General features: G+C 72.9%; 17 protein-coding genes. 7 read left to right on the top strand and 10 right to left on the bottom strand.

Features of this window, described 5'->3' with window-relative positions; genetic code table 11:
- Window positions 1–192: 192 nt before the first annotated feature.
- Window positions 193–1,269, bottom strand: coding sequence for an AraC family transcriptional regulator (locus JS521_RS23155; RefSeq protein WP_205084868.1), 1,077 nt, complete (start codon window positions 1,267–1,269; stop codon window positions 193–195).
- Between the two features lie 116 nt (window positions 1,270–1,385).
- On the opposite strand from JS521_RS23155, the gene JS521_RS23150 reads away from it, so the two are divergent.
- Window positions 1,386–3,437: an AMP-dependent synthetase/ligase gene (locus tag JS521_RS23150; RefSeq protein ID WP_205084867.1), complete on the top strand. Its 2,052-nt coding sequence runs from the start codon at window positions 1,386–1,388 to the stop codon at window positions 3,435–3,437.
- Window positions 3,438–3,504: 67 nt separating this feature from the next.
- Complete coding sequence (locus JS521_RS23145) at window positions 3,505–4,932, top strand: FG-GAP-like repeat-containing protein (RefSeq protein WP_205084866.1); 1,428 nt, start codon at window positions 3,505–3,507, stop codon at window positions 4,930–4,932.
- 21 nt (window positions 4,933–4,953) lie between these two features.
- Here JS521_RS23145 and JS521_RS23140 read toward each other — a convergent pair whose 3' ends face one another.
- On the bottom strand, window positions 4,954–6,450 hold the full coding sequence (locus JS521_RS23140; RefSeq protein WP_205084869.1) for a PucR family transcriptional regulator: 1,497 nt from the start codon (window positions 6,448–6,450) through the stop codon (window positions 4,954–4,956).
- Window positions 6,451–6,847: 397 nt separating this feature from the next.
- Between JS521_RS23140 and dnaN the strand changes: the two genes are divergently transcribed.
- A complete protein-coding gene (gene dnaN / locus JS521_RS23135; protein ID WP_205084865.1) occupies window positions 6,848–7,999 on the top strand; it encodes a DNA polymerase III subunit beta in 1,152 nt (383 codons plus the stop codon).
- 97 nt (window positions 8,000–8,096) lie between these two features.
- On the opposite strand, the gene JS521_RS23130 is transcribed toward dnaN, so the two are convergent.
- Entirely contained in the window at window positions 8,097–8,987 is an 891-nt protein-coding gene (locus tag JS521_RS23130) for a glycoside hydrolase family 19 protein (protein ID WP_205084864.1), read from the bottom strand.
- A 316-nt stretch (window positions 8,988–9,303) separates the two neighbouring features.
- The gene (locus tag JS521_RS23125) at window positions 9,304–10,161 is read right to left on the bottom strand and encodes a glycoside hydrolase family 19 protein (protein ID WP_205084863.1); all 858 of its coding nucleotides are present in this window, start codon (window positions 10,159–10,161) and stop codon (window positions 9,304–9,306) included.
- 194 nt (window positions 10,162–10,355) lie between these two features.
- Between JS521_RS23125 and JS521_RS23120 the strand changes: the two genes are divergently transcribed.
- The gene (locus JS521_RS23120) at window positions 10,356–11,468 is read left to right on the top strand and encodes a DUF6183 family protein (protein WP_205084862.1); all 1,113 of its coding nucleotides are present in this window, start codon (window positions 10,356–10,358) and stop codon (window positions 11,466–11,468) included.
- A 106-nt stretch (window positions 11,469–11,574) separates the two neighbouring features.
- Here JS521_RS23120 and JS521_RS23115 read toward each other — a convergent pair whose 3' ends face one another.
- Window positions 11,575–12,858: an adenylosuccinate synthase gene (locus JS521_RS23115; RefSeq protein WP_205084861.1), complete on the bottom strand. Its 1,284-nt coding sequence runs from the start codon at window positions 12,856–12,858 to the stop codon at window positions 11,575–11,577.
- Between the two features lie 186 nt (window positions 12,859–13,044).
- Here JS521_RS23115 and JS521_RS23110 point away from each other — a divergent pair, with 186 nt between their 5' ends.
- The 3 genes from JS521_RS23110 to JS521_RS23100 all read left to right on the top strand — a co-directional run bounded on the left by JS521_RS23110 (window position 13,045) and on the right by JS521_RS23100 (window position 14,687).
- A complete protein-coding gene (locus JS521_RS23110) occupies window positions 13,045–13,929 on the top strand; it encodes a diacylglycerol kinase family protein (RefSeq protein ID WP_205084860.1) in 885 nt (294 codons plus the stop codon).
- 32 nt (window positions 13,930–13,961) lie between these two features.
- Window positions 13,962–14,234, top strand: coding sequence for a DUF1876 domain-containing protein (locus JS521_RS23105; protein ID WP_205084859.1), 273 nt, complete (start codon window positions 13,962–13,964; stop codon window positions 14,232–14,234).
- A 111-nt stretch (window positions 14,235–14,345) separates the two neighbouring features.
- On the top strand, window positions 14,346–14,687 hold the full coding sequence (locus JS521_RS23100) for a hypothetical protein (protein WP_205084858.1): 342 nt from the start codon (window positions 14,346–14,348) through the stop codon (window positions 14,685–14,687).
- Between the two features lie 20 nt (window positions 14,688–14,707).
- Here JS521_RS23100 and JS521_RS23095 read toward each other — a convergent pair whose 3' ends face one another.
- The 5 genes from JS521_RS23095 to JS521_RS23075 form a co-directional block, all read right to left on the bottom strand.
- A complete protein-coding gene (locus tag JS521_RS23095) occupies window positions 14,708–15,913 on the bottom strand; it encodes a cytochrome P450 (protein ID WP_205084857.1) in 1,206 nt (401 codons plus the stop codon).
- A 56-nt stretch (window positions 15,914–15,969) separates the two neighbouring features.
- Complete coding sequence (locus tag JS521_RS23090) at window positions 15,970–16,638, bottom strand: response regulator (RefSeq protein WP_205084856.1); 669 nt, start codon at window positions 16,636–16,638, stop codon at window positions 15,970–15,972.
- Window positions 16,635–17,975: a sensor histidine kinase gene (locus JS521_RS23085; RefSeq protein ID WP_205084855.1), complete on the bottom strand. Its 1,341-nt coding sequence runs from the start codon at window positions 17,973–17,975 to the stop codon at window positions 16,635–16,637. Before JS521_RS23085 ends, JS521_RS23090 begins: the two co-directional genes overlap by 4 nt.
- Before the next feature lie 108 nt (window positions 17,976–18,083).
- Complete coding sequence (locus JS521_RS23080) at window positions 18,084–18,911, bottom strand: NAD(P)H-binding protein (protein ID WP_205084854.1); 828 nt, start codon at window positions 18,909–18,911, stop codon at window positions 18,084–18,086.
- Between the two features lie 95 nt (window positions 18,912–19,006).
- Window positions 19,007–19,844 (bottom strand): alpha/beta hydrolase family protein (locus JS521_RS23075; protein WP_205084853.1); only part of this gene is annotated, 838 nt, incomplete at its 5' end.

Below are 19,844 nucleotides of genomic sequence, written 5' to 3'. Positions count from 1 at the left end.
GGGTGGGGGTTTCTGCGCGGGTGCATGCGGCTCTCCCAACGGTCCGGTGGGGCAGGAGTAGGGGGCGGAGCTGGTGGACCGGACGGTAGTGACCCGCGAGTAGGTCCGGCGCTGACCGGGAAGCTCAGCTTTGCTGACTCCGTGTCTCAGGCCTCATGTCTCTCGGACCTCATGTCTCTCAGACCTCATGTCTCAGGACGCGCCGGTCGCCGGCCCTTCCGGGGCCGCCCCCGGATCGTGCGACAGCAGCCGGTAGGCCCCCGGCGTGGTGCCGGTCCAGCGGCGGAAGGCCCGGTGGAAGGCGGTGTCCTCCGAGAACCCGAGCCGCGCCGCCAGCTCCGCGATCGGCTCGTCGCCCTCGGCCAGACCGACGATGGCCGCGTCCCGCCGCACGGTGTCCTTCAACTCCTTGTACGAGGTCCCGTCGGCGGCGAGGCGGCGGCGCAGTGTGGCCGGGCTGACGGCCAACCGGGCCGCCGTCTCCCCGAGTTCGGGCAGCCGGGGCGAGTCCCCGAGCGCCCGTACCAGCGCCCGCCGCACCTGCTCGGCGACCGTCGTCCCGTACGCCCGGCGGCTCAGCAGCTCGAAGGGGGCCCGCCGCAGCATCAGCGCGAGGTCGGCCTCGTCCCGCACCAGTGGCGCGCCCAGGTGGTGGGCGGCGAACCCGGCCCCGGTGCGCTCGGCCCCGAAGCGCACGGGGCAGCCGAACAGCTGCTGGTACTCGTCCGCGTACGGCGGCGGCGGGAAGGCGAAGGTGGCCCAGCGCAGGGCGATGCGGCGGCCGATCAGCCAACTGCACAGCCGGTGCCAGATGATGACCAGGCACTCCGCGAGGAACCGCTCCTCCTCGGCGGTGAAGTCGTTGCGGACGATGAACGCGGCTTCCTCGCCCGCCTGGTGTGCTCCCCACTCCGGACCGCCCCGTTCCAGCAGCAGGTCCGGACCGCCCGGGAACAGGCCGTAGAAGCGGACCCCGCGCTCCATCGCCGCCCCGAGGTCCCGGCAGTGCAGCGAGGCCTGGCACATCATCGCGAAGGTGCCGGGGCGGCTCGGCTGCGGCCCGAGCCCCAGGAACTCGTCGTCCGTCAGCGCGTACAGCGCGTGGAAAAGGCGGATGAACTGGGCGGTGGTGACCCGCGCGCGTGCGTCGCCGAGCAGCAGCGGCGGTATCTGGGCGGCCTGGAGCAGGGGCACGATGTCCACCCCGCCGCGCCGCACCCCGCTCAGCAGCGCCCGAACCTGGTGCACGGTGATCGTCCGCCTGGCCATGGTCACGACGGTAGCGGGCCTGAGCGCCAGGGTCAGCGGTGCTGACGTGTCCTGTCATCCCCCGGACGGCGTCCCCGTCCCTAGCGTCGGACGTACCGTGACCCTGGAGGCGCCCGATGTCCGAGCCCGACGCCCTCTCGTCCCCGTACCCGCTGTCGCAGCTTCCGGCCCCGCCCACGCTCGCCGCGCTCGCGGACTGGGCGGGCGCGCGCTACGGCGGCCGGCCCGCCCTGCGCTTCCGCTCCCCCGACGAGCCGAAGGGGTGGCAGGAGGTCTCGTACGAACAACTGCGCACCCTGATACGGACCGTGGCGCGCGGCCTGATGGGCCTGGACGTCGCGCCGGGCGACCGGGTGGCGATCCTCGGGGAGACCCGGCCGGAGTGGACGTACGCCCACCTCGGCGTGCTCACGGCGGGCGCGGTGGTGGTGCCCGTGTACCCGACGGCGGGGGACGAGGAGGTGGTGTGGGTCCTGGGCGACTCCGGCGCCACCGTGGTGATCTGCGAGGACGCCGTACAGGCGGGGAAGGTCGAGCGGCTGCGTGACCGGCTGCCCGGGGTGCGGGCCGTCGTGCGGATGTCCGGGGCCACGGAGGAGAGCCTCGCGCTCCTCGAACTCCCCGGGCCGGACGCCGAATCCGCGCTGGGCGTCCACGGCGCACCCGGCACCCTCGGCACCCCTGGAAGGCTCGACATCCACGGCCCACCCGACGCCTCCGGCACCTCCGACGCCACCGGCCCGCTCGACGGCCTCGACGGCCTCGACGCGCGGATCGTCGCCCGGAGCGCGGACGACCTCGCGGCCATCGTCTACACCTCCGGCACCACCGGTCCGCCCAAGGGCTGCCGGGTCACGCACGGCAACATCGCCGCCGTCCGCGACGGCACCCTCGACCTCATCCCCTCCGAGGAGGGCGACAGCACGTACCTCTACCTGCCGCTGGCCCACACCATGGCGCAGCTCGTCGAGTTCAAGACGCTGCTCCAGGGCACGACGCTGATCTACTTCGGCGGCCGGATCGAGGATGTGGTCGCCGAACTCGCCGAGGCCCGACCCACCCATCTGCCCTCCGTGCCCCGGCTGTTCGAGAAGGTGCACTCCGTGGTGCTGTCCCTCGCGGAGGGGCAGGAGGGGGGCCGGGAACGCTTCGAGGAGGCGGTACGGACCGGGGTCGCGGTCGCGGAGCTGCGCGAGCGCGGCGAGGAGCCGGACGCCGAGCTGGCGCAGGCCTGGCGGGAGGCCGACGAGCGGCTGTTCTCCCTGGTGCGGGGCGCGTTCGGTGGACGGCTGAAGTGGGCGCTGACCGGGGCGGCGCCGATCGCACCCGCGACGCTGGACTTCCTGCGCGCCTGCGGCATCGCGATCTTCGAGGGGTACGGGATGACCGAGTCCGGCGGGGTGATCTCCCTCAACCACCCGGCCGCTCTCCGCTACGGCTCCGTGGGCCGCCCGATGCCCGGCTGCGAGGTCCGGATCGACAGCCCGAGGCGCGAGTCGGGCGTGGAGAGCGGGGACGGAGCGGGCGGGGACGGAACGGACGGCGCCGCAGCGGGCGGCGGCGTCGGCCCGGGCGTCGAGGGCGAGGTCCTCACCCGCGGCCCGCACGTCTTCGGCGGCTACCACGGCGACCCGGCGGCCACCTCGGCCGTCCTGGACGCCGACGGCTGGCTGCGCACCGGGGACCTCGGGCACCTAGACGAGGACGGCTACCTCTTCATCACCGGCCGCCGCAAGGACCTGATCATCACCTCCGGGGGCAAGAACCTCACCCCCTCGCTCACCGAGTTCGCCCTCCAGCAGTCCCGGTTCGTCTCGCGCGCGGTGATGGTCGGCGACCGGCGTCCGCACCCGGTCGCCCTGATCACGCTCGACACCGACGAACTGCGCGGCTGGGCGGAGCGGGAGGGCGTTTCGCTCGGCCCGCGTCCGGCCCGGGACGAGCGGGTGCGGGAGCTGGTCCAGGAAGCGGTCGACACGGCGAACGCGCAGCTCTCCCGCCCGGCCCGGATCCGCGCCTTCGCCCTGCTCGACGAGGACTTCGACGTGACGGGCGGCCTGCTCACTCCGAGCCTCAAGGTCCGCCGCCCCGCCGTCCTCGCCCGCTACGCGCGGGAGATCGACGCACTGTACGGGCCGGGGCGAGGAAGGGATACGGGCCCCGCGTGACGGCGACGTGCGGGCCCATGGCTGAATACCCCCATACGTCAGCAGCTCAAGGGTGGGGGCACCACAGATGACCGGACACACCGCACGCACCAGACGCTTCGCCCTACTGGCCGCGACCGCCGCGATGACCGTCGCCGCGACCACGCTGTCCGGGGGGACGGCAGTGGCCACGGCACTGCCGGTCCCGCAGGACATCAACGGGGACGGGTACGGGGACATCGTCGTCCCGGCCCCCGGAGCCACCGTCGCCGGGAAGGCGTACGCCGGGGCGGTCGTCGTGCTCTACGGGTCGGCCAAGGGCGTCTCCGCAGCCAAGCGGGCCGTGATCACGCAGAACTCGCCGGGCGTTCCGGGCGCGGCCGAGGAGGGGGACACCTTCGGGGCCTCGATCGCCGTCGCCGACCTGGACAAGGACGGCTACGCGGACATCGTGGTCGGATCGCCGCACGAGAAGGTCGGCTCCAGGCAGTCGGCCGGAGCGGTCGTGGTGCTGTGGGGCGGCAAACAGGGCCCGGTGTCCGGGGTGGCGCTGCCGACCCTGCTGGAGAGCCAGGGGCAGGCGGGGCGGGACGTCGCCGCCTGGTCCGGCCCCGACGGGGCGCAGGTCCTCGTCGTGAACCACAACAACGCCACCCGTCTGACCGGGCCGTTCAAGCGCTCGGGGCAGATCGTCGCCTCGTCCTACCTGCACGACGAGACCGGCTACATGAACGCCGCCTCGTACGGCGACCTGAACGGCGACGGGGCCGCCGACCGCGTTCTCGTCAACGGCCGCATGGGTGGCCGAAGCGGCGGTGCCGTCTACGTGAACTCGTCCTGGGAGAAGACCAACCGGCTGCACGGCGGCGACGGACTCTTCGCGGCGGTCGGGGACGTCAACGGGGACGGATACGGGGACGTCGTGCTCGGCGACCCCGACGAGCCGGACCCGGTGGAGGGGCCGATCGGCCACACCGGCGGGGCGGTGCACGTGTGGTTCGGGTCGGCGCAAGGTGTGGCGTACGACGAGGCGCCGATGACCATCCACCAGGACACGGCGGGAGTGCCCGGCGGCGGGGAGCGGTACGACGCGTTCGGGGCGTCGGTCGCGGTCGTGGACCTGAACGGCGACGGGGCGGACGAGATCATCGTCGGAACGCCCGGCGAGGCGATCGGCAAGAAGACGTATGCCGGGGGTGTGGTGGTCGTTCCGGGCCGTCGTACGGGTCAACTAGGCGCGGGATCCTACGCGTTCACCCAGGACACCGCCGGGGTGCCGGGCGGCGCGGAGTTCGATGACCAGTTCGGCTCGACGGTGAGCGCCGGGGACCTGAACTGGGACGGGCGGCCAGACCTCGTGGTGGGCGCGGGGTGGGAGAACGACCAGGGCGCGGTGTGGGTTCTGCCCGGCGGCGCGTCCGGGCCGCTCGCCACGTCGTCGGTCTCCATCGGCCCCGCCTCTCTCGGGCTGTCGAAGGTCAACGGGCTGCTGCTGGGCGGCGACCACCGGCAGTGACGCCGACGACGGCTCGGCGGGTCACGGGGCGAGATCCCTGGCCCGCAGCGCCAGCCACAGGTCGTAGCGGGCGCTCGGGGGCCGCAGCAGCGAGCGCTGGAGCACCGTTTCGAGGCGGGTGAGGCGCTTGCGGGCACCGGGCACGGAGATGCCCAGCTCGGCTGCGGCCGGGCCGATGCGGCCCTCGCACCCGAGCCAGGTGCGCAGGGTCTCCTCGGCGCCCCGGACGGGGGCCAGTTGCTGGTCGGCCCAGTCGCGTACGGCGGGGCGGCGCAGAACGTCGTCGAGGCCCCGCGCCGCCTTCGACGTACCGGGTCCGGGGCCGGAGTCGTACGGGGCGAGCGGCGTGGGCGGCGCGGGCTCCGGGGTGCACGCCGGGGCGGGGGTGGCGCGGACGCGCAGGGCCAGATCGAGGGCGGCCTGGTCGGCCAGCCGGTGCAGGTCGAGGCCGAGGAGCTCGCCGATGAGCCGCAGCCGGGCGGCGAGGGTGTTGCGGTGGACCTTGAGATGGTCGGTCGCGTGGGACGAGAACGCCAGCCAGGAAGCGGCCGTGGCCAGCAACTCCTGGCTCCCGGGGTCCTGCGCGCGGCGCGGAACATGGGTCAGGAGCGGGTTCAGCAGCTCGTCCGCCCACCGGTGGCCGTCCGGTCCGACGACGAGCGCGGAATCCGGCGAAACCCCGAACCGGGCGTGCCGGGCGGGCAGTTCCCGGGCGACGGCGAGGGCGTGGAAGGCCTGGCGGTAGCCGGTCGCGGTGTCGGCCAGCGGCACGGGCTCGCTGACGCCCACCACGCAGTCGCCCACCCGGGCGGCGACGGTCTCGTCGGGTGGGACGACCCCCGGCTCCAGCTCCCCCGCCTCCGCCGGCATCACCAGGATGAGGTGGCGGGCGTAGACGGGACACCGCACGATCCAGGAACGGCCGCCGTCCGCGTCCGCGCAGACCCGGGCCACCTCGTCGCGCCCGCCGCCGGAACACTCCACGACGCACACCCGCACCGGATCGGGAAGCCGGGGGCGCAGCGCACCGGCGACCTGCTGGGCGACGGAGAGCTGACCCGTCATCAGCAGGTGCAGCACCGCCTCGCGGCCCCGGGACTCGGCGAGGTCCACCCGGCGGCGCTTGCGCTCCAGCATCTCGGCCTGGAGGCACAGGGAAAGCGGCAGGACCACGTCGGCCAGCAGCGTGGCGAGCCCGGCGGCCACCGGCCGGGGCGTGACGACGGCGAGCACGGGAGCGAAGGGATCCCCGGCCCCCGGAGGGGAGACGCCGAGCGGGAAGAGAAGAGCGGTGTACGCACCGGTGTCCAGGGAGTACGCCTGAACTCCCCGCTCGGTGAGGGCGCTCGCGCCCTCGGCGACCAGCCCGGCGACGTCGGGGACCATCGCCCCCGCCGTCCGGGCCGCGGCGTGCAGCACCGTCCCGTCCGGCCCGACGAGCCCGGCCCACCCCTCGGCCCGCCCGGCGAGCCAGCGCAGCAGCTCGGCCGTGCCGCCGGTGCGGGCCAGCCGGTGCATCCGCAGAAGATCGTCCGCGCGCTCCCCTGATCGCATCAGTCCCCCGTTCCGCCCAGGACACAGCCGTGTCGCCGGTGACCGGGCCCTTCTGACTGTGCGGACCGATACCCCGGCGGCCGTCCCATTGGGCGTATTGAATCTCCCGGTGCCCCTACCCTCCGATCTATCGTCCGAACGTGTTCCGGCACGTCGGGGGACGACGGGGAAGCCGGAACACGGGACCGCGGCAACGCGGCGGCAGCGGCTCACGGGGGTGGTCGCTGTCGCCGGTCCCCCCGCTCCCGCGCGCACGGGCCGCGCACGGGCTGCGCTGCGGCCGCGCCTGATTGTCAGTGGTGCCTCTTACCGTCGTACGCAGGAGTCGGCCGACGGCTTCGACGTCCGAGGAGAGGCGCCCATGGAGTTCCGTATCGAGCGCAGTGCCCTGACCGAGGCCGTGTCCTGGGCGGCCCGCGTCCTGCCCGTGCGCTCGCCCGTCCCGGTGCTGGGCGGCCTGCTGCTGGACACGGAGAGCGGCGGAACGGACGGGGACGGGGCCGGGGACGGGGCCGGGGAAGGGCGGCTGCGGATCTCCGGGCTCGACTACGAGGCGTCCGCGCGCATCGACGTGGAGGCCGGGGTCCTGCGGCCCGGCAAGGTGCTCGTCATGGGGCGGCGGCTGCTGGACATCTGCAAGGTGCTGCCCGACGGCCCCGTGGAGTGCGCGGTGGAGGGCTCGCGGTTCACGGTGTCGGGCGACGGGGCCCGGTTCGGCCTCTCCGTGCTCCCGCTGGCCGACCACCCGGCGCTGCCCGCGCTTCCGCAGGTGCGGGGCGCGGTGGACGCGGAGCTGTTCGCGGCGGCCGTGGCCGATGTGGCGGTGGCGGCGGGGCGCGACGACACGCTGCCCGCGCTCACCGGAATCCGGCTGGGGCTGGACGGCGACACGATGACGCTCGCCGCGACCGACCGCTACCGCTACGCCGTCCGGACCCTCCCGTGGAAGGCGACCGCCCCCGGCGAGAGCGCCGACGTCCTCGTCTCCGCCCGCCGGCTCACCGAGATCGCCCGCTCGCTGGGCCGCTCCGGGCTGGTGAGCGTCGCCCTGGACGCCGGTTCGGCGGGCTTCGAGCACGCGGGGATGCGGACCACCGTACGGCTCCTGGAGGGCCGACTGCCGCGCCACGAGAAGCTGTTCGCGATGGAGGGCCCGTCCCTCGCGGTGGTGGACCGGGCTCGGCTGACGGAGGCGGTCAAGCGGGTCTCCGTCGTCGCCGACGGGGACAGCCCGGTCCAGATGACGTTCTCCCGCGCCGACGCCTCCGTGACGCTCCGGGCGGGCTACGAGGACGACGTGGCCTCCCAGCGGCTGCCGGCCACGCTGGAGGGGGACGAGGAGCTGACGGTGGCCTTCAACCCGGCTTATCTGGCGGACGCCCTGGCCTCCTTCACGGGACCGGCCCTGCGGCTCCAGCTGCTGGGGGCGGGCCAGCGCGCGCTGATCACGGACGGGGCGGGCACGGGCACGCACCGGCATCTGCTGATGTCGGTGCGGCCGCAGTTGGTGTGACGGGGGCCGGATGCCGAAACGGGGGGTGCGCTCCGGCTCGCGCCGGACGCACCCCCCGCTCGGGTGGGGTTCTCGGGCCCCCGTGAGGACCTTGGCCTCAGCAGCTCAGGTTCGAACCGGTGGTGGTGCCGAGGACCTGGGTGAACTGCGTGAACTTGTTGATCCGGCTCTGGACCTGGGCCGGGTTGCCGCCGTTGCACTCGATCGCGCCGTTGATGGAACGGATGGTCTCGCCGAAGCCGGCGCCGTTGACGATGGCGTTGTGGCCGGTCATGGTGCCGGGGCCGGACTGGGTGTTCCAGTACCAGAGGCCGGTCTTCCAGGCGATGGCGGCGTTCTGCTCGACCAGGTAGGGGTTGTTGAGCAGGTCGATGCCGAGCGCGTCACCGGCGGCCTTGTAGTTGAAGTTCCAGCTCAGCTGGATGGGGCCCTTGCCGTAGTACGCGGACTGGCCGGCCGGGCAGCCGTAGGGCTGGCTCGCGTCGCAGTAGTGCGGGTAGTTCGCCTCGTTGACTTCCTTGATGTACACCAGCCCGCCGGTCTCGTGGCTGACGTTGGCGAGGAAGGCGGCGGCCTCGCGCTTCTTGATCTCGTCGCTGCCGGTGTTGGCGAAGGCCGGGTAGGCGGACAGGGCGTCGGTCAGGCCCTGGTAGGTGTAGAAGGCGTTCCGGTTCGGGAACATCTGGTTGAACTGGGCCTCGCTGACGACGAATCCGTTGCTCTGGCCCGGGTCCTCACCGCCTCCGCCGGTGCCGCAGGCCCCCTTGTCGGCCCACACGTCCGACGAACCCGGTCGCTCGTTCTGGGTCCACCACTTGGCGGTGTAGTTACGGCCGTTGTACGAGACCGCGCCGCCGTTCGTGTAGACGGCGGAGGAGCTCCAGGCCGTGGCGCAGGTGGCTGCCTGCGCGGTGGCGGCGGGAAGAACGACGAGAGCCGCGACGATCGCGCCGAGCGCGACCAGCAGGCTCATGACACGTCGGATCACGTGATCACACTCCTTGGACGCGGCGCGCCGTCCGGCCGTGCGCCGCTGTGGGGGTGCCCGACACTCAAGCGAGGATGGTCTGGACCTGTCAAGGTCTAGACCATCCTCGAAAAGGGCGCAGGTTCCACCGGCCCCGGCTGCGGCGGCCCGGGGCGATCGCGTCAAGAGCGCTCTCAACAGCCGCTATTCCGGAAGGAGTCCATCCGGATCGCCCACGAGCGAGGGCAGGAGCGAAAGTAAAATCTTCCGGACCGCCCAGTATGCGGACGGCGCGGGCGCTGCGGCGGACAGGAGCCTTCCGGCAGCGCGGCCGGGCTCAGCAGGTCAGCCCGGACCCCGGCGCCACCCCGACGACACCCGTGATGCGCTCGTACCGCTCCACCCGCGCCGCCACCGACTCCGGGTTGCCGCCGTCGCACTCCAGGGCCCCGTTGAGCGAACGAATCGTCTCGCCGAAGCCCGCGCCGCCGACCATCGCGTCGTGCGAGGTCATGGTGCCGGGCCCGTTCTGCGTGTTCCAGTACCAGAGGGCGGTGGCCCAGGCGACGGACGGATCCCGCTCGACCAGCCAGGGATCGTTCAGCAGGTCGAGCCCGAGGGCGTCCCCGGCGGCCTTGTAGTTGAAGTTCCAACTGAACATGATCGGCCCGCGCCCGTAGTACGCCTCGCGCCCGGCCGGGCAGCCGAAGGGCTGGGTGTCGTCGCACTTGCGCCAGTAGTTGGCCTCGTTGATCTCCTTGACGTACTTGAGCCCCACCGACTCGAAGTCCGCGTGCGTCAGGAACGCCGCCGCCTCCCGGGCCCGCGTCTGCGGCGTACCGACGTTGGCGAAGCGCGGGTAGGCGTGCAGCGCGTCGATCAGCCCCTGGTACGTGTAGAAGGGGTCGCGGTCCGGGAAGATCACGTCGAACTCCTCCTCGCCGATGACGAAGTCGGACACCCCTCCCGTACAGGCGCCCCGGTCGGCCCAGGCGGAACCCGCACCCGGATTCTCGCCCCGGGTCCACCACTTGGCGCTCCAGTTGCGCCCGTGGTGGGACACGGTGTCGCCGGCGCGGTAGTCGGCGGTGGCGCTGTGGAGCGGCGCGCAGGGCTCGGCGGCGGGAGCGGCGGCCGAGGCCGTGGGGGCCGCCGCGACGAGGGCGGCGGCGAGGGCGGCGAGCGTCGCGGGCACGGTCAGGAAGCGCTTGAGGCGATCGGCGCGGTCGATGCGGGACAGGGCTGCTCACTCCTTCTGCGCGGCCCATCGGGCTTCCCGGCAGGCCGACTTGGGGATCACCACCCAAACCGCATTGGTCTGAACCTGTCAAGGTCTAGACCAACAAACGCATCGCGTCCGCCGCCGGAACGACCCTAGGGTGACGAACTGTGAACGACTCCGATGACGACTTCAGCCGCTTCGCCTGGCAGCCGGCCGAGCAGCGCGCCGCGCAGGGCGACTCCCGCCAGGTGGCCGACCTGGCGCTGGAGCTGACGGACCGGATCGACACCGCCGCCAAGAAGAAGCGCGAGCACGAGCACCAACTGGCCATGCTCGTCAGAGTGCTGGCCATCACCCCCGGCCACGACAGCCTGACCCAGCTCCTGCGGCTGTTCACGCGGGATCGAGCCCCAGGGGTCGACCTCGCGCCCCGCTTCGTGGCCTCGGTCCTGGCTGAGCACCGGGAGGCGGCGGACCTGGTGGGCCCGTTCTCCGAGCACGACGCGAAGGGCCGCCTGGACGAGCTGCGCTTCTGCCTCCTCCACGAGCTGATCCTGCGAGACGTGGACGTGGACGCGTTCGTGAACAGGAGAGACTGGACGCGCGTGCTGTACAGCAGCCACCCACTGGCGTGGCTGCCACGGCACCGCACCGCTCTGGAGACCCGGCTCGGCTTCCCCAGCCGCTCGGTCAACGGCAGCGCAAGATCCGCCGGCGTCACCCTGCCGACCGAGGGCCGGGTCGACCCGCCGACACCCCGTACCGAGGAGAGGTCGGCCTTGGTGGACTCCGCGACCCTCGACCTGCACCAGATGATCATCGCCGCGCCGAAGGCCGGCGGCTGGGGGTACTCCGAGGCCTGGGTCTTCCTGACGGACGAGGAAGTGGAGCCGGACGGGGTGCCCGCACTGCTGCCCACCCTGCCGATGGAGTGCGTCGAGGGACTCGGCGCCACGGGCCGCTTCGAGATCGCCCGTCGCCCCGCCGACGAGATCTGGGGCATTCTCTACGCCACCGCGTCGATGGGCGGCATGTACCACGGCGGTGCGCACGGCGCGTACGGCCGGCTGTGGGCCTGGAAGTCCATGGCGGCCCTCAGCGACGCACCGGCGGGCGCGAGCGCGGAGGAGGTGGAGCAGCACATCCGGCAGACGACGTGGTTCCACTTCGAGTCGGACGCGGAGTGGTTCCACAACGAGGCCTGTACCGACTACGGCATCGCCGCCCTCTCCCCCGACCGCCGCCGGATCGCCGTGCTCGCGGCGACGGACACCGACTGAGGCGGGTACGCCACGGCCGGTGGAAAAGCCGTGGGGCCCGGGATGCGGATCATTCCGATCCGGTCCCGGGCCCCACGGGCGGGTGCTGCTGCCCGGCAGGCGCTGCCTACAGGAACGAGTTGATCTCGATCGTCTCGGTCCGGCCGGGGCCGACGCCGATCGCGGAGATCGGGGCGCCCGACATCTCCTCCAGCGCCTTCACGTACGCCTTCGCGTTCTTCGGCAGGTCGTCGAAGGTCTTGGCCTTCGTGATGTCCTCCGACCAGCCCGGGAGGTTCTCGTAGATCGGCTTCGCGTGGTGGAAGTCGGTCTGGTTGTACGGGAGTTCCTCGACGCGCTTGCCGTCGATCTCGTACGCCACGCAGACCGGGATCTGCTCCCAGCCGGTGAGGACGTCGAGCTTGGTGAGGAAGAAGTCGGTCAGGCCGTTGACCCGGGTCGCGTACCGCGCGATCGGGGCGTCGAACCAGCCGCAGCGGCGGTCACGGCCGGTGGTGACACCGCGCTCGCCGCCGATGCGCCGCAGCGCCTCGCCGTCCTCGTCGTGCAGCTCGGTCGGGAACGGACCGGCTCCGACGCGCGTCGTATAGGCCTTGAGGATGCCGATGACGCGGCTGATCTTCGTCGGCCCCACACCGGCGCCGGTGCAGGCGCCGCCCGCGGTCGGGTTCGACGAGGTGACGAAGGGGTACGTGCCGTGGTCGACGTCGAGCAGGGTGCCCTGGCCGCCCTCGAAGAGGACAACCTTGCCCTCGTCGATGGCATCGTTCAGGATCAGGGTCGTGTCGGCGACGAACGGCTTGATCTGCTCCGCGTACTGGAGCATGTCCTCGACGACCTTGCCGGCCTCGATCGCGCGGCGGTTGAAGACCTTGGCCAGGAGCTGGTTCTTCTGCTCCAGGGCCGCCTCCACCTTCTGTTCCAGGATCGACTCGTCGTAGAGGTCCTGGACGCGGATCCCCACCCGGTTGATCTTGTCGGCGTACGTCGGGCCGATGCCCCGGCCCGTCGTGCCGATCTTGCGCTTCCCGAGGAAGCGCTCGGTCACCTTGTCGAGCGTGACGTTGTACGGAGTGATCAAATGAGCGTTGCCGCTGATCAGAAGCTTGGACGTGTCGACGCCTCGCTCGTTCAGACCGCTCAGCTCGGAGAGCAGGACCGCCGGGTCGACCACGACACCGTTCCCGATGACCGGGGTACAACCCGGCGACAGGATTCCGGAGGGGAGGAGATGAAGTGCGTACTTCTGGTCGCCCACGACGACCGTGTGACCGGCGTTGTTACCGCCCTGGTATCGCACGACATAGTCCACGGATCCACCGAGGAGATCGGTGGCCTTCCCCTTGCCCTCGTCACCCCACTGAGCACCGAGCAGCACAAGTGCGGGCACAGGCGTACACCCCTTCCGGGCGGGGCATGTCCAAGGTCAGGGGGCGTACGTCAAGGTCGTACCTGCCGTACGACGATGTACGACAAAGCCTGAGCCGTCGAACCGGGTGCCCCGGAATAGACGAAGCCCCTGGCGCAATAGCGCAAGGGGCTCTTGCACCAAGATGCTACCCGAGGAAGGACCGAGGTGTCGGCTGCAGAGCCCCCCGGCGACGGCGACGACCAGCTCCTGGTGGTCATCGACCCGGTCGCCCGCCGGAGTGACGGCGAGTCCGTGCGTATCGCCAAGGACGTGCTGAGCGCCGGTTCGCACGCCAAGATCTGCCTTCCGGACACCCCCGAGGAGTTCGCGCGGGCCCTGTCCCGGCGGGGTTCGCGCCGCCCGGTGGTGGTCGGCGACGACCACGCCCTGCTGCGCGCGGTCGCCCAGCTGCACCGCGAGCGGGAGCTGGCCGCCGGCGTCCTCTCCCTGATCCCCGTCGGCGCGGCGCACGCCCTGGAGGTGGCCCACGCCCTCGGCATCCCCCGGGGCGCGGTGGCGGCCGCCCGCACCGCGCTGGACGGTGCGGTGCGACGCCTGGACCTGCTGGTCGACGACAGCGACGGGGTCGTCCTGGGCCGCCTGCGCATCCCGGCCCCGCCTCCCCCGCCGCCCGGCTCCGGAACCCCGCACGCGGGCGTCACGGCCGTCTGGGACACCTGCCGCTCGCTCGTGACGTCCCTGGTCCGCCCGGCCCCGGTCGCCGCCGCCACGCACCCGGGCACGCACCGCCTGCGCATCGAGGCGGACGGGGTGCTGCTGAGCGACCTGGACACGCCGGTACGGGGCCTCTCGGTGACCTCCCAGGGCGACGGGGGCCTGGCCGACGTCGTCGTCCGCACCGGATCCGGCGAGGACGTCACGGCGGAGGCCAAGGCCGTCACGGTCTCCGGCGCGGACTTCCGCTACCGGGCGGACATACAGACCGGGGGGCCGGTGCGCACCCGGACGTGGACGGTCCGGGCGGGCGCGTGGGGGCTGATGCTGCCGGGCCCGGCGAGCGCGGACGGGGCAGCGGGCGCACGCTGGTAGAAGACGCCCGGAACGTCCCGGAGGTGTTCGTCATGACCAGGACCGCTGTCGGATGGCACATCGACCTCGAATTCGAGGAGGATACCCACCGCACGCGCGCGGCGGCGCTCGTCCGCCTCTCCGACGGAACAGAGGTACGCGCCCACGGCTACGCCAGCCGCCATCCCTCGGACGCCGACCAGCAGCGGGTCGGCGAGGAGATCGCGGGGGCCAGGGCGCTGAACGAACTGGCGATGAAACTGCTGACCAAGGCGCACGACGAGATCGACGAGGCGTCGGGGCGGAAGTCGTACCCGCTGACGTGATGCGGGGCGCTGTTTCGGGGGCTCCGCCCCCGTACCCCCGCTCCTCAATCGCCGGAGGGGCTTGATGGGCGCCCCCGGAACCGCGTTCGCGCCCATCGCGTCTCCCCGCTCATGGAGATCCAGAACTCGCGCCGCGAAGCCGTCACCGGCACCGCCGGCTGTCTGACCGCCTTCGCCGGAGCGCTCGCGGGCATCGTGCTCTGGGCGCCGCACGGCAAGGGCGGACTCCTCGACGGCTTCGAGGGCGCCTCCAACTGGAACGTGCTCCGGGTCGGCCTGCCCCTCATGATCCTCGGCGGGATCGCGGCGGCCCTGGCCGTGTTCTTCCTGGTCCGGGGCGACTGGAAGCGGGCGCTCGGTTGCGTCGCGGCCATCGGCGTCCTCTTCACGCTCGGCGTCGCCGTGGACGCGCTGGCCGGGGCGCCCAGGCCGGAGTGCTACGACCCCTGCTGAGCCCGCCCCGGCCGGCGGATCTACACCTCCGCCCGCAGCTCCTTCAGCCCCCGGATCACATAGCCCGGCTGCCACTCCGGCTCCGCCGTCATCCGCAGCGCGGGCGCCTTCCGCAGCAGCTCGCCGAAGGACGCGGCCAGCTCCAGCCGGGCCAGCGGGGCGCCCAGGCAGAAGTGGATGCCCGCGCCGAAGGTGATGTGCGGGTTGTCCGTACGGGACAGGTCCAGGGCGTCCGGCCGCGCGAACCGCTCCGGATCCCGGTTGGCCGAGCCGAACAGCAGCGCCACCTCCGCGCCCCGCCGGATCACCTGGCCGTCGATCTCGATGTCGTCCAGCACCCAGCGCTCGAACATCTGCAACGGGGTGTCGTAGCGCAGCAGCTCCTCGATCGCGGTGGGCAGCAGCGCGGGGTCGGCGCGCAGGGCGGCCAGTTGCTCCGGGTGGTGGAAGAGGGTGCGCCAGCCGTTCACGGTGGTGTTCACCGTCGCCTCGTGGCCCGCGTTCAGCAGCAGCACGCAGGTCGAGATCATCTCCTGCTCGGTCAGCCGCTCCCCCTCGTCGTGGGCGGCGATGAGGGCCGAGATCAGGTCGTCGCCGGGGTCGGTGCGCCGCTCGGCGATCAGCCCGCGCAGATACGCGGAGAAGTCCTCCGACGCCCGGACGGCAGCGGCCGCCGTCTCCTCGGAAGGGTTCAGCTCGAACATCCCGCAGATCGCCGCCGACCAGGGCCGCAGCAGCCCCCGGTCCGCCTCCGGGACGCCCAGCATCTCCGCGATGACCGCGACCGGCAGCGGCTCCGCGACCTCGGCCAGCAGGTCCCCGCCGCCCTTCGCCACGAACGCGTCGACCAGCTCGGCCGCCAGCCGCCTCACGGTCGGGGCGAGGTTCTCGACCGTACGCGGGGTGAACGCCTTGGAGATCAGCCGCCGGATCCGGGGATGGTCGGGGGCCTCCAGGTCGAGGATGCCCTGCCCGTTGAGCGTGGTGAACGGCTCGTGCTCGGGCGGCGGCGGGGTGCGGCCGAACTCCTCGTGGCTGAAGCGGTGCAGATACGTGCGCCCGAGCCGCCGGTCGCGCAGCAGGGCCGATACGTCGGAGTGGTGCGGGATCAGCCACTGCCCCGTCGGCTCGAACCAGTGCGCGCGGCCGGCGGCGCGCAGCGCGGTGTAGGCGGGGTACGGATCGGCGACGAACGCGGGCGACCAGGGATCGAAGGACACGTGCATGACCCGACGCTACCCGCGCCCGCCACCACCGCAAGGGGGTCGACGAAGGCTGGGGGCTACCCCGGGGTGACCAGCCGCGCCTCGTACGCGAACACCGCCGCCTGGGTCCGGTCGCGCAGCCCCAGCTTCACCAGGATGCGGCTCACATGCGTCTTGATCGTGGACTCGGCGACGATCAGGTGCGAGGCGATCTCCGCGTTGGAGAGCCCCTGCGCGATGAGCACGAGCACCTCCGTCTCGCGCTCGGTGAGATCCCCGATCCGGGCCAGCGCGGGCGGCCGCGGGGCCTCCGCGAGCTTGGAGAACTCGGTGATCAGCCGCCGCGTCACCGTGGGGGCGAGCAGCGCCTCGCCCGAGGCCACCACCCGTACCCCGTCCGCGAGCTGCCGGGCCGAGGCGTCCTTGAGCAGGAAGCCCGAGGCCCCGGCCCGCAGCGCCTGGTAGACGTACTCGTCGAGGTCGAAGGTCGTCAGCACCAGGACCTTGGCGTCGGCGTCCCGGGCGACGATCTCGCGGGTCGCCTCGATGCCGTTCATCTCCGGCATCCGGATGTCCATCAGGACGACGTCCGGGCGCAGGGCGGCGACCTGGGCGAGCGCCTGCCGGCCGTCCAGCGCCTCGCCCACGACGGTGATCCCGGGCATCGCGTTGAGCAGGACGGAGAAGCCCTCGCGGACCATCATCTGGTCGTCGACGATCAGGACCCGGATGTCGGTGTCGCTCATGCCCGGCCGTCCCGGTCGATGACGACGGTGTCGGCGTTGCCTTCCGCCGCGTCCCGGGACTCCGGCCGCTGCTCCGGCTGCTCCGACAGCGGTACGGGGAGGAAGACGGCGACCTCGTACCCGCCCTCGGCCGTCGTCCCGGCCGTCATCTCGCCGTTCAGCATCGCGACGCGCTCCCGCATCCCGGTGATCCCGTGCCCGGCCCCCGGCGAGGGCTTGACCAGGCCCCGCGCGGGCCCGTTGACCACGCGCAGCCCGAGCCCGCCGAGGACGTAGCTCAGCTCGACCCTGGCCGAGGAGCCCGGCGCGTGCCGCAGGCTGTTGCTCAGGGCCTCCTGGACGATCCGGTACGCGGAGAGCTCCACGCCCTGCGGCAGCTCGCGGACGGCCCCGGTGATCACCTTCTCCGTCTCCAGGCCCGTCTCGCGGACGTTGTCCAGCAGCCCGTCGAGCGCGGCGAGGGTGGGCTGCGGGGCGTCCGGGGCCTCGTAGTCCTCCGCCCTTACGACGCCGAGGACGCGGCGCAGCTCGGTGAGGGCGGCCACCGCGTTCTCCCGGATGGTGACGAAGGCCTGCTCCAGCTCCGGGGGCGGGTTCTCGACCCGGTACGGGGCGGCCTCGGCCTGGATGGCGACGACGGACATGTGGTGCGCCACCACGTCGTGCAGCTCCCGGGCGATGGTGGTGCGCTCCTCCAGCAGCGTGCGCCGGTCGCGCTCGACGGCGGTGACGGTGCGCTGCACGGTGACCTCGCGTTCGGCGTCGCGCCGGATCTGGACCACGGCGACGACGAGCAGCGCGAAGGCGGAGAGCGTGACCAGGGGCGCGGTGATCGACGGGTCGCCGCCCTCCAGCAGCATCCCGAACAGCAGGGTCAGCAGCCACATCCAGGCGGCGGTACGGGGCCGGGTCCGGGCGGCCACGACCACCAGGACCACCACCTGCGCCCCGAAGGCGCTCGGCCCCCACAGCTCGCCGCCCACGACCCCGCAGAAGACGGTCGCCAGCATCGAGGCCCAGAAGGCGGCGACCGGCCTGACGAGGGTCATCGCCACCGCGATCGCCGGCACCAGGCCCATCAGGAGGCGGAACCGCCACTCGGCGAATCCGGCCATCATCACGAGGAAGGCGGCGAACAGCACCAGGGCGTGCGGGGTCCAGACGACGAACCTGCGCAGCCCCTCGGGCAGCCGCCGGACGACCCGTCCGTCGGGGTTCAGCGGCGGCAGGGGACGGTAGGCGAGCACCTGGCGGAAGAGGTCCTCCCGCAGGCCGTCTATCGCCCCTGCGGCTGCCCGGAACTCCGGGCCACTGTTCTTTGTCTGGGTCTCGGTCACGCTTCCACGGTAGGCGGCGGCGAACGGCGGGTCGTCAGCATCGCTACGGATTCCGGGGCGTCCGTCTCAAGGACTACCCGCCTCCACCGTGCCGCGCGGGGGATCCCGTCAGGCCCCCGGGCGGAAGTGCTCCGCGTGCTCCTCGGCCCACTGCGCGAAGGTCCGTGCCGGGCGTCCGGTGACCTTCTCCACCGTGTCGACCACGGTCCGGCCCTCGGGCGGGGTGTCCCGGTAGACGTCGATCATGAACGCGATCACGTCCTCGGGCATCCCGTTCGCCCGCCACCCCTCCAGCGCCTGCTCCTCGGTGAGCTCGACCAGCTCGACGTCCGCGCCCCGGGCCGCCGCGATCGCCGCCGTCTTGTCACCCAGCGTCAGCGCCTGCGGACCGGTGACCAGGTACTCCTGGCCGCCATGACCGTCCTCGGTGAGCGCGACGGCCGCCACAGCGCCGATGTCCGCCTCGTGGACCATCGCGCTCAGCCGGCCCACGAACGGCTCGCGCACCACGCCCTCGCTCTTGATGCCGGGCGCCCACTCCAGGGCGTTCGCCATGAACTCCACCGGCATCACGACCGTCCAGGCGAAGTCGCTCGCGCGCACCGCCGTCTCCATCGGGGTCGCCCCGCCGCCGTGCAGCACGGTCACCCGGCGCACGCCCGCCTTCTTCGCCAGGGCGAGGATCTCGTCGGCGGTCTCCAGCGGGGCGAAGAACTCGCCGCCGAAGGTGATGAGGTGCAGCCCGGTCACCCCGTCCAGCGCGGGGGCCAGCGACGCCGGGTCCGTCAGGTCGCCGCGCACGACGTCGACCCCGGCCGGGAACTCCGCCCGCGCCGGATCGCGGGTCAGGGCCCGGACGTGCTCGCCGCGCTCCAGCAGCTGCTCGACCACGCGGCGGCCGACCGTTCCCGTGGCCCCGGTCACCAGGATCGTCATGAGGATCTCCTTCGTCGGTTCCCGCTCCCTCCGAGCGGCAACAGGACCAACGTAGAGACCCTTGCGGACACCCTCGGTCCTCTACCCGGAAGGGGTCACCAGGCGAGCTGGGTGATCTCCTCGGCCACCACCGCGCAGGCGTCGGCGGCCGGATCGATGAGCGGGAAGTGCCCGACGCCGCCGAGCAGGGTCAGCCCGACCGTCTCGCCGGACTTGGCCGCCGCGTCGACGTACGCCTCGGAGACGGCCTGGGGTACGACGATGTCCTCGACGCCCTGCACGATCGCGGTGGCGATCCCGGTCGGCAGCAGCGCCCCGGGGTCGGCGTGTGCCGCCCGATCCTCGAAGTCACCCTCTCCGCCCAGGAGTTGAGTGACAGCGCCGCCGCAGACCCCGAGCTCGACCGCCGCCGCGAAGTCCGCGATCGGGGCGAGGGCGACGACCCCGCGCAGCGGCGGCGGGGCGGGCAGCCGCCACGGCGACCCCTCGGGCAGGACGTGCCGCGCCGCCGCCCACAGGGCGAGGTGACCGCCCGCCGAGTGCCCGGTGACGACGATCCGCCGGACATCGGCGCCCGGCAGCTCGCGGGCGGCCAGCACGGGCATCGCGTCCAGGGCCGCGGCCACGTCGTCGAAGGTCTCCGGCCAGCGCCCCGCAACGGGGTCGGCGCCCGGAGCGACCGGGTCGGCCCCCGGAGCGTGCTGCTCCTCGCCGCCGCGCCGGTACTCCACGCTCGCCACGGCGAAGCCCCGGCGGGCCAGGAAGTCCGCGAGCGGGGAGACATGGGCCCGGTCGTACGGGGCCCGCCAGGCGCCGCCGTGCAGGAGGACGACGAGCGGGGCGCCGGTGCGGCCGTCGCGTGGGGCGTAGAAGTCGACGACCTGGTCGGGGTGGTCCCCGTAGGCGGCGGTGGCGTCGGGGGCGACGGGAGGG

The sequence above is a fragment of the Streptomyces durocortorensis genome (assembly GCF_016901035.1).
GTDB lineage: Bacteria > Actinomycetota > Actinomycetes > Streptomycetales > Streptomycetaceae > Streptomyces > Streptomyces durocortorensis.
This window is presented reverse-complemented; position numbering and strand designations above follow the sequence as displayed.

What these genes read in the sequence shown, in the direction of transcription:
- JS521_RS23155 (WP_205084868.1), bottom strand. Translation starts at nt 1,269, where the DNA reads ATGGCCAGGCGGACGATCACCGTGCACCAGGTTCGGGCGCTGCTGAGC.
- JS521_RS23150 (WP_205084867.1), top strand. Translation starts at nt 1,386, where the DNA reads ATGTCCGAGCCCGACGCCCTCTCGTCCCCGTACCCGCTGTCGCAGCTT.
- JS521_RS23145 (WP_205084866.1), top strand. Translation starts at nt 3,505, where the DNA reads ATGACCGGACACACCGCACGCACCAGACGCTTCGCCCTACTGGCCGCG.
- JS521_RS23140 (WP_205084869.1), bottom strand. Translation starts at nt 6,450, where the DNA reads ATGCACCGGCTGGCCCGCACCGGCGGCACGGCCGAGCTGCTGCGCTGG.
- dnaN (WP_205084865.1), top strand. Translation starts at nt 6,848, where the DNA reads ATGGAGTTCCGTATCGAGCGCAGTGCCCTGACCGAGGCCGTGTCCTGG.
- JS521_RS23105 (WP_205084859.1), top strand. Translation starts at nt 13,962, where the DNA reads ATGACCAGGACCGCTGTCGGATGGCACATCGACCTCGAATTCGAGGAG.
- JS521_RS23100 (WP_205084858.1), top strand. Translation starts at nt 14,346, where the DNA reads ATGGAGATCCAGAACTCGCGCCGCGAAGCCGTCACCGGCACCGCCGGC.
- JS521_RS23095 (WP_205084857.1), bottom strand. Translation starts at nt 15,913, where the DNA reads ATGCACGTGTCCTTCGATCCCTGGTCGCCCGCGTTCGTCGCCGATCCG.
- JS521_RS23090 (WP_205084856.1), bottom strand. Translation starts at nt 16,638, where the DNA reads ATGAGCGACACCGACATCCGGGTCCTGATCGTCGACGACCAGATGATG.
- JS521_RS23080 (WP_205084854.1), bottom strand. Translation starts at nt 18,911, where the DNA reads ATGACGATCCTGGTGACCGGGGCCACGGGAACGGTCGGCCGCCGCGTG.